Origin of the sequence: Novosphingobium sp., from assembly GCF_019748365.1 — a bacterium.
Lineage (GTDB): Bacteria > Pseudomonadota > Alphaproteobacteria > Sphingomonadales > Sphingomonadaceae > Novosphingobium.
In genome coordinates this window covers 1-10,962 of the sequence record NZ_JAIEPN010000159.1, presented here as the reverse complement: position 1 = coordinate 10,962, position 10,962 = coordinate 1, and the positions used below count along the sequence as shown (strand labels likewise).

12 protein-coding genes are annotated in these 10,962 nt (G+C 66.6%); 5 read left to right on the top strand and 7 right to left on the bottom strand.

The window, feature by feature from the left end; genetic code table 11:
• Positions 1-321 (top strand): photosynthetic reaction center cytochrome c subunit family protein (locus K5Q19_RS17460; RefSeq protein WP_292947950.1); only part of this gene is annotated, 321 nt, incomplete at its 5' end.
• A 192-nt stretch (positions 322-513) separates the two neighbouring features.
• Positions 514-1,086, top strand: a complete 573-nt coding sequence (locus K5Q19_RS17455; RefSeq protein WP_292947948.1) for a nucleotidyltransferase family protein — start codon at positions 514-516, stop codon at positions 1,084-1,086.
• A 182-nt stretch (positions 1,087-1,268) separates the two neighbouring features.
• On the opposite strand, the gene K5Q19_RS17450 is transcribed toward K5Q19_RS17455, so the two are convergent.
• The 7 genes from K5Q19_RS17450 to K5Q19_RS17420 all read right to left on the bottom strand — a co-directional run bounded on the left by K5Q19_RS17450 (position 1,269) and on the right by K5Q19_RS17420 (position 7,918).
• Positions 1,269-1,529, bottom strand: coding sequence for a hypothetical protein (locus K5Q19_RS17450; RefSeq protein ID WP_292947946.1), 261 nt, complete (start codon positions 1,527-1,529; stop codon positions 1,269-1,271).
• Between the two features lie 9 nt (positions 1,530-1,538).
• Positions 1,539-2,024: a TspO/MBR family protein gene (locus K5Q19_RS17445; RefSeq protein WP_292947944.1), complete on the bottom strand. Its 486-nt coding sequence runs from the start codon at positions 2,022-2,024 to the stop codon at positions 1,539-1,541.
• An 8-nt stretch (positions 2,025-2,032) separates the two neighbouring features.
• Positions 2,033-3,229 (bottom strand): geranylgeranyl diphosphate reductase, encoded by a 1,197-nt coding sequence (locus tag K5Q19_RS17440; RefSeq protein ID WP_292947942.1) that lies wholly within the window; start codon positions 3,227-3,229, stop codon positions 2,033-2,035.
• A complete protein-coding gene (locus K5Q19_RS17435; protein WP_292947940.1) occupies positions 3,226-4,542 on the bottom strand; it encodes a BCD family MFS transporter in 1,317 nt (438 codons plus the stop codon). The genes K5Q19_RS17440 and K5Q19_RS17435 overlap by 4 nt, the downstream gene beginning before the upstream one ends.
• Positions 4,542-5,426, bottom strand: a complete 885-nt coding sequence (chlG, locus tag K5Q19_RS17430) for a chlorophyll synthase ChlG (protein ID WP_292947938.1) — start codon at positions 5,424-5,426, stop codon at positions 4,542-4,544. Before chlG ends, K5Q19_RS17435 begins: the two co-directional genes overlap by 1 nt.
• A gap of 93 nt (positions 5,427-5,519) precedes the next feature.
• Positions 5,520-6,941, bottom strand: coding sequence for a transcriptional regulator PpsR (gene ppsR, locus K5Q19_RS17425; RefSeq protein WP_292947936.1), 1,422 nt, complete (start codon positions 6,939-6,941; stop codon positions 5,520-5,522).
• 14 nt (positions 6,942-6,955) lie between these two features.
• Complete coding sequence (locus K5Q19_RS17420; protein ID WP_292947934.1) at positions 6,956-7,918, bottom strand: cobalamin B12-binding domain-containing protein; 963 nt, start codon at positions 7,916-7,918, stop codon at positions 6,956-6,958.
• 207 nt (positions 7,919-8,125) lie between these two features.
• Here K5Q19_RS17420 and bchF point away from each other — a divergent pair, with 207 nt between their 5' ends.
• From bchF to K5Q19_RS17405, 3 genes are all read left to right on the top strand, one after another.
• Positions 8,126-8,680 carry a 2-vinyl bacteriochlorophyllide hydratase gene (gene bchF, locus K5Q19_RS17415; RefSeq protein WP_292947933.1) on the top strand — a complete coding sequence of 185 codons (555 nt, stop codon included), beginning with the start codon at positions 8,126-8,128 and terminating at the stop codon, positions 8,678-8,680.
• Positions 8,677-9,981, top strand: coding sequence for a ferredoxin:protochlorophyllide reductase (ATP-dependent) subunit N (locus K5Q19_RS17410; protein ID WP_292947932.1), 1,305 nt, complete (start codon positions 8,677-8,679; stop codon positions 9,979-9,981). Before bchF ends, K5Q19_RS17410 begins: the two co-directional genes overlap by 4 nt.
• Positions 9,982-9,985: 4 nt before the next feature.
• A partial coding sequence (locus tag K5Q19_RS17405) for a ferredoxin:protochlorophyllide reductase (ATP-dependent) subunit B (RefSeq protein ID WP_292947931.1) occupies positions 9,986-10,962 on the top strand: 977 nt, incomplete at its 3' end.

Below are 10,962 nucleotides of genomic sequence, written 5' to 3'. Positions count from 1 at the left end.
ACGTTCTGCCACAACGCCGGCTCGTTCCAGGCCTGGAACATGAGCACGCCCAAGCGCGTCGGCGCCTGGTACGGCTATCGCATGGTGCGCAACATCAACGGTGAGTACATCACCCCGCTCGCCAGCGTGTTCCCGAAGCACCGCCTTGGCCCGCAGGGTGATCCGCTCAAGGTCAACTGCACGACCTGCCACCGCGGCATTAACAAGCCTCTGAACGGTGTCTCGATGGTCAAGGACTACCCGGCCCTGCGCCCGTCCGCACCGATGGTCACCGCAGCGGCAGCTCCGGCTCCGGCCGCGGCACCGACCAAGATGCCCTGACCCCGGTCAGGCAAACCAACACCCCCGCGCACGCAACCGGCGCGGAATACCTGGCCCCCGCCGATCCCTAGGGATCGCGGGGGTTTTCTTTTGTACAGCATCCTGCGGTAAAGGTGCAGCTTTGCTAGGAAAGAACCTTGCGGTTCGAAAACCAAGCAGTTGCAGACATTTGAAGATGGGTTAGCCTGCAATATGCGCGAAGCTCACGACCTGCAGGTAAGTTCGATCCTGCGCAGCGACCCCATCCGCTGGCATCTTTTGGGATTGGTGGCAGATCTCGGTCTGCCAGATTGCTGGATCGCGGCCGGGTTTGTCAGGAATGCGGTCTGGGATGCCCTCCACAATCGCCAGCCACGGCCACCTCTTGGAGATGTCGATGTGATCTGGTTCGATCCAGACCGCATTGAGGAATGGCATGATCACCGCATCGAAGAAACTCTCAGAGTCGCTGCTCCTTCAATTGACTGGTCGGTGAAGAATCAAGCGCGGATGCATACTCGTAACGGCGATTCACCCTATCAATCTGCAACCGACGCCATGCGGTATTGGCCCGAGACGGCGACAGTCGTTGCGGCAAGGCGCATTGGGAGGGATCAACTCGAGATTGCCAGCCCGCTCGGCTTGGATGATCTCTTCAACCTGGTGCTTCGGCCGACGCCGAGGTTCATCGCTGAAAAATTGATCATCTATGAAAGAAGGGTCAGCTCAAAGGCCTGGATGACAGAGTGGCCATTGCTTGCCGGCACGAAGCCCCTTGACCGGTGACCTCGGCTCTTCTGACTTGCTGTCCATAGCTGCTGCGCTCGCCATACGGCAAGGTTCCTGCTGAGGAACCCATTGACGCTGAATTGAGCATTGCAACCTCGCGGTAACAGTTACCCTCGCTCTGGATTTCGGTCTGCACAGGAAAGACGAAGAACCTGCAATCCATCCGATGCTGGTAGTCTCTAACGCCCCTTCCCCCGCCGCAGCATATCCGCCAGATGGACCGGGAACGAGGCCGCCAGCGGCAGCGCGATCAATGGCCAACTTGCGCCCACCAGCGCGGCGCGCAAGGACAGCATCATGCAGGCGCCGGGGAGCAGGAGCAGCGCGACGTCGATGGCAGGCCGCCCTGCCCTGAGCAGGATCAGCGCTTCGATCGCCAGCACGGCAAGCACGAGATCGGCGGCGTGGCCGCTGGCGAAGAGGGCGGTCAGATCAGGCATGGGGCGCCCTCAGGAGAACGGCCCGTTGAGCTGGATCACCTGCCAGTTGAGCGCGCCGGCGGTGGTGACCCAGGCGAGATAGGGCAGGAGCAGCAGCGCGGCGCTGCGAGAAAAGCGTGCGCAGGCCACGATCAGCACGATGATCGAGAACCACAGCATCGCCAGTTCGACAAAGGCCCAGTCCGGCCGCCGCAGCTGGAAGAACAGCACGGTCCACATCACATTGAGCGCGCCGTTGAGCGCGAACAGGCCGATCAGCGTATCGGCAGAGCGGCTGTCGGGCGCAGCGCGCCACGCGTTGACGCCCGCGGCGGCGATCAGCGCGAAGACGACCGTCCAGATCATGCCGAACGCGGGCGGCGGCGGATTCCAGCTGGGCAGGCGCAAGCTCTGGTACCAGCCGGTCGTGTCCGTCATCGTGCCGCCGACGCCGGCGACAACGATCGCTGCGATGGCAGCAATGGCAATCGGCAGCCCCCAGGGACGGTCACCCATCCGGTTGCTCAAGGGTGAGCAGCCCTGAGACCAAGGAGATGCGCGGTGTCCTTCAGGAAGATCCTGAGGTGCGCCATGGGATCGGCGCGGACCAGTTTCTTGTTCATATAGGCCTGCCAGGTCAGCCGCTGCACATCGGGATCCGCGCACATCGCGACGAAGCGTTCGCGGCGCTTGTCGCTGGAATACCAGAAGTATTGCATGATGCCGAGGATCCAGAACACCCGGCCATGTTCCTTGAGGAAAGTACGCCGCGCGGCCTTGAGCGCGCTGGGCTTGCCGGTGAGGAGGAACTGGTGCGCGGCGTTCGCGGCGTGGCGGCCGCACGTCATCGCGTAGTAGATCCCCTCGCCCGAGGCAGGGGCGACAACGCCGGCGGCATCGCCCGAGACGAGCACATCGCGCCCGTTGTCCCAGCGCTTCAGCGGCTTCAAGGGGATCGGCGCGCCTTCGCTGCGCACGGTCTCGCAATCGGCAAGGCCCATTTCCTGCCGCATCGTGGCGACCGAACCGCGCAGCGAGAAGCCCTTGTTGGCGCTGCCCACACCGATGCTCGAGGTTTCGCCATGCGGGAAGACCCAGCCATAGAAATCGGGTGAAACCTTGCCCTGATAGATCACGTCGCAGCGGGCGGGATCGAAGCCGTGGGCATTCGCGGGCGGGGACTTGATGATCTCGTGATAGGCGAAGACGCATTTGACGTTTTCGCTGTTGGGAATGCTGTCGCGCGCGACGCCGGAACGCGCGCCATCCGCGCCGATCACCAGCTTTGCGCGCACGCGGTGCTCCGGCCCGCCGCGGCTTTCGCGGTAGACGACCACGGCGCCTTCGGCCCCGTCGCGATCGATCCGCTCGAACGTGCCGGTGCGGCGCTGCGCGCCGACCATCGACGCGCGGGCGCGCAGCCATTCATCGAACACATCGCGATCGACCATGCCGACATAGCCGATCTCGCCCACCGGCATATCGACCGCGCGGTCCGATGGTGCGACCATGCGCGCCGAGCGGGCGCGGGCCACGAGCAGGCTGTCAGGGATGGCGAATTCCTCCATCAGGCGCGGGGGAACCGCGCCGCCGCAGGGCTTGATGCGCCCTGCCCGGTCGAGCAGCATGACCGAATGGCCCATGCGCGCGAGGTCTGCAGCAGCCGTGGCACCGGAGGGCCCACCGCCCACAACGACGACGTCGAATTCGATCCCGCTCATGCTTCCACCTCCCGAAAAGTCATTGCCGCGCCGTGCCTTGCAATGCGCGCTGCCATCACCGCCGCGGCCATGAAGAGCATGGCCTCGATCGCAAAGATTGATTGGAACGCGCGCCCGTCGCTCTCTGCATGGCGCGCCAGATCGACGCCGATGGCGCCAGCGAGCCCGCCCAGCCCGAAGGCGATACCCTGCGCCGCGCCCCAGACGCCCATGCGCACACCGGTATCGGCGCCGGATCCGCTGCCGGCGAGGCTCATCATCGCGCCGATTGCGGAGACTGCGAAGACGCCGTTGGCAAAGCCGAGCACGGCGATATTGGCAGCCAGCGGCCAGCCCGGCCCGACCCCTGCGCCGACCGCAAGGCCCGCCAGTGCGAGGGCCGAGCCGACGCAGCCGGCGGCGATCCAGCCGCGCAGTTCCCCGGCAGCGCGGCCCGCCAAGGCGCTTCCGCCAACGCCTGCGACGATCATGCCGAGGAGCACCCCGCTATGCTGGACGGCGGAGAGCGAGGTCGATTGCGCGGGGCTCATGCGGAAGACGATCCCGGCGAAGGGTTCGAGGATGAGGTCCTGCATCGAATAGGCGAGCATCGAGAGGAAGACGAAGACCGTGAAGCGCCGCGCGGCGGTTTCGGCGAAGACCGCACGCAGGGCATCGCCGAGGCTGGTCTCGCGCGTCGGTTCGGGCGTCGCGGCCTGCACACCGCGCTCGAGCCGGAACGTGGCGAGCACGGTGAGAACGAGCGCGGCGAGCGCGATGCTGCCGGAGACCTCGACCAGCCGCCCCCACGAGAAGGGTGCGAGCAGCGCGCCGGCGGTCCCTGCGGAAATGACGATGCCCATGACCATCATGATCCAGGTGAGCGCGGCGGCCGCCGCGCGGCGCTGCGGCGCGACCCCGGCGGCGAGGAGCGCGAGGAGCGATGTGCCCGCCGCGCCGACGCCGCCACCGATCAGGATGAAGCCGAGAAGCAGGACCACGTTGGCCGCGAGCGGCTGCGCCTCGCCCAGTGGCAGTGCGCAGACCGCGAGCATGGCGCCAAGGCCGAGCACGGCGACGCCGCCGATGATCCACGGCGTGCGGGCATGGCCGCGATCCGAGCCGTGGCCCCAGACGGGGCGCGCGAGCTGGACGGCATAGTGCAGCGCGACGAGCCCCGCTGGGACGGCGGCGGCCATGCCGTACTCGACGACCATGACGCGATTGAGCAGCGAAGTCGCCAGCATGACGATCGCGCCGATGGAAGCCTGGACCAGGCCGAGCCGGGCGATGGAGAGCCAGCCGAAGCCGGGGGTTGCCTTCGGGCGGGCCATCACCAGTGGCCGCCAAGGCCGCCAGCGGCTGCCAGCATGCCAAGGACATAGAGCGTGACGCCGGTTCCGCCATACCACGGCGCGCGGCCGGCCGGATCGGCGATCAGTTTGGGCATCAGTGCGAACTGCACGGCGAGGACCGCAGCGACGATCAGCGCGGACAGTGTGAGCCCCTGCTGGACAAGGTAGATCGCCACGATCACTTGCGCGAGCGCCATGACCCCGCAGGCCAGCAGCGCCGCATTGCGCACGCCGAGCACGACCGGAAGCGAGCGCACCCCCGTCTGCTTGTCGCCCTCTACCGCCTTGAAATCATTGAGTGTCATGATGCCGTGCGCGCCGAGACTGTAGAGCACGAGGACGACGAGGACGGGCGTGGACGGCAGGGTGCTCGTCATCACTGCCGCGCCGGTGAACCAGCTGAGGCCTTCGTAGGTGAGGCCGACAAGCGCCGGGCCCCACCAGCCGCTCGCCTTCAGGCGGAACGGCGGCGCACTGTAGGCCCAGGCAGCCGCGAGGCCGACGACAGTCGCGACCATGACCCAGATGCCGAGCGCGGCGCCGACTGCAAAGGAAAGCAGCGAACCTGCGCATGCGATCCACAAGCCCCAGCGGCCGGGAATGCGGCCCGAGGGGATCGGGCGGTTCGGCTCGTTGATGGCATCGACGTGGCGATCGAACCAGTCGTTGATGGCCTGGCTGTTGCCGCAGACAAGCGGACCAGCGAGGAGGCCACCTGCAATGATCGCGACCCAGTGGCCCGAGGCGGGTTGGCCCGAGGAAACAATCCCGCACATGAAGGCCCAGATCGGCGGAAACCAGGTGATCGGCTTCAAGAGCTCCAGCACGTCGCGCGGCGCGGGACGGCGAACGGTGAGCGCCATCGAAGGGGCCGAAGAGGCTGGCTGCGTCATACCTGGGAGGGTATGGTTGACACCCCTAAGTGTCAATTGATTCTTACACTTGCGCGCGAGACGCTATTCGCTCTCACCCACCAGATTGCCGAGCCCGTAGCGGTGCAGCTTGGAATAGAGGCTCTGGCGGCTGAGGCCGAGAATTTCGGCGGCAGATGCGCGGTTGTCCGAGGTGTAGGCCAGCGCGGCTTCGATGCAGAGGCGCTCGATCAGATCGGTGCTCTCGCGCACGATTTCCTTCAAGGAAGCGCGGCCGACGAGTTCGGTGAGCTGCTCGACCGAGCGCGGCAGATCGAGTGGCGTGGGCGGCAGATCGCGCAGGCGGCGGCCGATCTCGCGGATGGCAAAGCCGTAGCACGGATTGTCGCCCGAGGTGCGCACGGCAGACAGCTCCACCGGCTCCTCCAGCTCGGAATCGCGCGCGCGGACGACGGTGCTGACATTGCGCGCGAGGCCGTACTTGGTGAGCTGGCCTTCGATGAGATCGAGATCGATCCCGGGACGGCCGACGAACTCGCCAAGCGGGCGGCCGCGGATCTGATCGAGCGAGGCGGCGCGCGCGAGTTCGAGGAAGGCGATGTTGGCCGCGATGATCCGCATGTCGGAATTGGCGACGACGAAGGCATCGGGCATCCGTTCGACGATATCGAGCAAGGTGGCGGCACCCTCGGTGGTGCGGCTGCCGGCAGTGCTCAGCCGCACCAGCAGATAGCGCCCGCCAAGCTGGCGGAAACCGGTGGCGGAAATGGTGAGCTGGGCGCGGGCCCGTTCGAGCTCGACCGTCAGCGGGGAGACTTCGGATGTCGTCAGCACCGCGCCGAGATAGGCGATCAGCGCATCGCGCGAACCGCGGGCGACGAGCCCGGACAGCTTGGCGCCGACAAGGCTGCCCGGCCGCGCCTCGAGCACGGTGTGCGCGGCGGGGTTCGCTTCCTGGATGCGCTGGCTGTCCGCCTCGACCAGCAGGACCGGTTCGGACGACAGATCGAACAGCAGGCGATAGCGTGTCTCGATCTGGCGCAGGCGCATGTAGTCCCGCTCGAGCGACTGCTGGGCCTGAAGGAGGCGCTGCTGCAGCACGACCGCGTTGCGCATGTCGCGCCCGACCGCGATGAGATGCTTGCTGCCCTCAAGACGGATGAGGAGATAGCGGACCGGGATGTCGCCGGCAGTGCTGGTGTGGTTGATCTGGCGCCAGCGATTGCCCGCATCGCCATGCTCCGCCTGCAGCATATCCTTGATCTTGCTGCGGCTTTCGACGGTGACGGTGGCATCGAAGTGCTGCCCGATCCAGCCGTCGCACCCGGGAAAGTCCTGCCGACTGGCGGCAACGTCGAGAATGATGCCATCGGTATCAAGCGCGAGGGTGACATCGCCTGAGGCGATCACAAGGCGCATGGCATCGGACGGTCCGATGCCGTTGAAAGCGGATTCCGTCCGGGAAAACGGTGTCTTGTCCGCGAGGGCGCGTTCGGGTTCTACCACGGTGGCGACCGGCCCTAGCCGGCGTTCACGGTCCGGTGCGTAGCCGCGCCGACCAGACGGTTGGCGAGAGCGAGCGCTCCGGGTGCATCAACCGCCGAGCCATCCGCGCCGGCTTCGAGAGCCATGGCCGGATTGGCATTCACTGCATGTCCACCCACCAGAATACTGACGTCTTGGCACATGGACACGCTGCGGATCGCCTTGATTGTTCTTGCGAGGGAATCGGTAGTAACATCGCAGGATACGGTCAAGCCGACGAGATCGTAGGATTTGTTGGCAACTTTCGCGACCAGCTGGCGCATGTCGGGCGCGACCAGCACCTCGCTGTCCCACGCGGCGCGCACGAAGACTTCGTGCACCATCGTCGCGCCGAAACTGTGCTGGTCACCCGGGATGGGCGAAAACGGCGCGCGGCGCGGCGCGGTGAGCGGACCGGTGATGATCGGGCTGCCCCACGCAATCTCGCGCATCACTTCCTGCAGGCGCCAGAGACCGATGGTGACATCGAGGAAATCGCAAAGGTCCTCTTCCCAGAGCACGCCGAGGCGGCGCGCGGCCGGGGCCAGCAGATCGACGAAGATCGCATCGATACCGACCCCGCGCGCGAGATAGTCCTCGACATGGACAAGCAGCTCGTCGGCCTGAAGGGTCAGGGGAAGCGCCGAGAAGCGCGCGACATCATCGGCCGTGATCACGCCACCGCCGCTGGCAACCGAACGGCCCGGGCGCATGCGATGCGCGACGAGAAGCTGGGGGATGATCTCACCCTCGATCAGGGTGCTGATGGCAGAACTGGAGCCGGAACGCTGCTGGCGCCGCGAGCTTCCGCCCCGGCCATTGCCGCTGTTGCCGCCACTGCTGCCTTTGCGGCGACCGTTGACGGGTACGCCGGTATGTTCCTCGTGCGCAGCGCCCGGGTCCGCCTTGCGCGGTCCCTGGCCACTCTGCGGCCCGCTCTTTCCAACCGCCAAGTCCATGTCAGACTCTCCCGTCTGCCGCGCCAACGTGGCCGCGTGGGGATAGTGGTTCAAGACACTCCGACTCTGTCCCTTCCTCAAGACCTACGCCCATTGCCCGACCTTGGCAAACCCCATCATGTCAATTTTTCTTGTCGTCCAATTTTATTGACAGTCTGTTCGAACGAGTCGTAAGCTGCTCATTGCGAAGAGGATGGGACGCACGAAATGTCGGAAGCTCGTACGACAGCGCTGCGCGGATTCAGGTCCGGATCGGACTACCGCCAGAACGCTCGCGGGCCGGCCCGGCTGGCCCGCCCGCTTTATACCCCGGAAGAACAGCAAAGGCGTGACAATACGGTGTGGACGCTGGTCCAGGGCGTGCTCGCGCCCTTCCAGTTCCTCGTGTTCCTCGTCAGCCTCGTCCTCGTCGTGCGGTGCCTGCTGACGGGCGAGGGCGCCTTTGCCGCCGACCTTTCGGTGATCGCCAAGACCCTCACGCTCTATACGATCATGGTCACCGGTTCGATCTGGGAAAAGGTCGTCTTCGGCAAGTGGCTGTTTGCCCCGGCGTTCTTCTGGGAAGACGTCGTCTCGATGCTCGTGATCGCGCTGCACACGGCCTACATGGTCATGCTGCTGGGCAAGTTCGGCACGCTCGAAGCGCGCCTTGCCATCGTGCTCGCCGCCTACTTTGCCTACGTCATCAATGCCGCACAGTTCGTGCTGAAACTCCGGGCGGCCCGGCTCCAGGCCCAGATGCCGAAGGGAGCCGCCGCATGAGCCCCGCACAAGCACTGGCAGCTGCTGAAACATCGCGTGACGGCGGGCTCGAAATCCTGCGCGAACGCGGCCAGCGCGAGGTTTTCTGCGGGCTGACCGGGATCGTCTGGCTGCACCGCAAGATGCAGGACGCCTTTTTCCTTGTCGTGGGATCGCGCACGTGCGCCCACCTGCTGCAATCGGCGGCGGGCGTGATGATCTTTGCCGAGCCGCGCTTTGCCACCGCAATCATCGAGGAACGCGATCTGGCCGGCATGGCCGATTGCCACGCCGAGCTCGACCGCGTGGTGGACCGCCTGCTGGCGCGCCGCCCCGAGATCCGCACGCTGTTCCTCGTGGGGTCCTGCCCTTCCGAAGTGATCAAGCTCGATCTGGGCAACGCTGCACAGCGCCTTGGCGCCAAGCACGTGCGCAGCGAAGGCCGCGAAGGCGTGCGCATCCTCGCCTATTCGGGCAGCGGGATCGAGACGACCTTCACCGAAGGCGAGGACGCCTGCCTGACGACGCTGGTGCCGGAAATGCCCGCCGAAGCGCCGGGTGCGCCGCTCTCGCTGGTCATGGTCGGCACCTTGCCGGACATCGTGGAAGACCAGTTCCTGCGCCTCTTTGCCGAGCTTGGCATTGCCCATGTCGGTGTGCTGCCGGCGCGGCGTGCGGGCGGCCTCCCGCCGGTCGGCCCCAATACGCGCTACCTCCTCGCCCAGCCGTTCCTGGGCGAGACCGCCCGGGCGCTGGAAGACCGGGGTGCGGTGCGCATCGACGCGCCCTTCCCGTTCGGCGCCGAGGGCACCGCGGCCTGGCTCACGGCCGCCGCCGCCGCGTTCCGAATCGACGAGATGCACGTCAACCGCGTGATCGCGCCGGGCCGCGAACGGGCCAAGCGGGCGCTCGAACGCTATGCCCCTGCCCTGAAGGGCAAGCGCATCACCTTCCTCCCGGACTCGCAGCTGGAAATCCCGCTGGCGCGGTTCCTCGCTACCGAGCTGGGCATGATTCCGGTCGAGGTCGGCACGCCCTATCTCCACCGCGCGCACCTTGCCGCCGACCTTGCCCGTCTGCCCGAAGGCACGCGGATCAGCGAGGGGCAGGATGTCGAGCGGCAGCTGGACCGCGTCCGCGCCGACCGGCCGGACCTTACCGTCTGCGGGCTTGGCCTTGCCAATCCGCTCGAGGCTGAGGGCCTTGCCACCAAGTGGTCGATCGAACTGGTGTTCTCGCCGGTTCACGGCTTCGACCAGGCGGGTGACCTCGCCGAACTGTTCGCCCGGCCGCTCCGCCGCCGCGACGTGATGAGGATCTAGGCCCATGCAGCTCGCCGTCTGGACCTATGAAGGACCGCCGCATGTCGGGGCCATGCGGGTGGCGACGGCGATGCGCGGCGTGCATTATCTCCTCCACGCGCCGCAGGGCGACACTTACGCCGACCTCCTGTTCACGATGATCGAGCGCCGCAGTGCGCGCCCGCCCGTGACCTACACGACATTCCAGGCACGCGATCTGGGCAAGGATACCGCGAGCCTGTTCCAGAACGCGGCGCGCGATGCAGTGGCGCGGTTCCAGCCGCAGGCTCTGCTGGTGGGTGCATCGTGCACGGCAGAGCTGATCCAGGACGATCCCGCGGGCCTTGCCGACAACATGGGCCTGCCCTGCCCGGTGATTCCGCTTGAGCTGCCGAGCTACCAGCGCAAGGAAAACTGGGGCGCGGCGGAGACCTTCTACCAGATCGTGCGCCATCTGGCGGACACCTCGGTGCGCCCCGCCCCGCGCGAAGGGCGCCGCCCGCGCGTCAACCTGCTCGGCCCCGCCGCGCTCGGTTTCCGTCACCGTGATGATGTGCGCGAAGTGCGCCGCATTCTCGATCTGCTCGGCATCGACGTGCATCTGGTGGCTCCGCTGGGCGCTTCGCCCGAGGACATCCGCACGATCGGCGCGGCCGATTTCAACATCGTGCTCTATCCCGAGATCGGCGATGAAGCTGCGCGCTGGCTCGACAAGACCTTTGCCCAGCCCGCGATCCGCACCGTGCCGATCGGCGTGGGCGCGACGCGCGCCTTCATCAGCGAAGTGGCCGCACTTGCCGGGGTCGATGCGGACCTTGCCCTGAATGATCCCTCCTCGCGCATGCCGTGGTGGAGCCGCTCGGTCGATTCGACCTACCTTACCGGCAAGCGCGTGTTCGTGTTCGGCGATGCGACCCATGCCGTGGCCGCCGCGCGGATCGCGCACGAGGAGCTGGGCTTCACCGTCTGCGGGATCGGCTGCTACAACCGCGAATTCGCGCG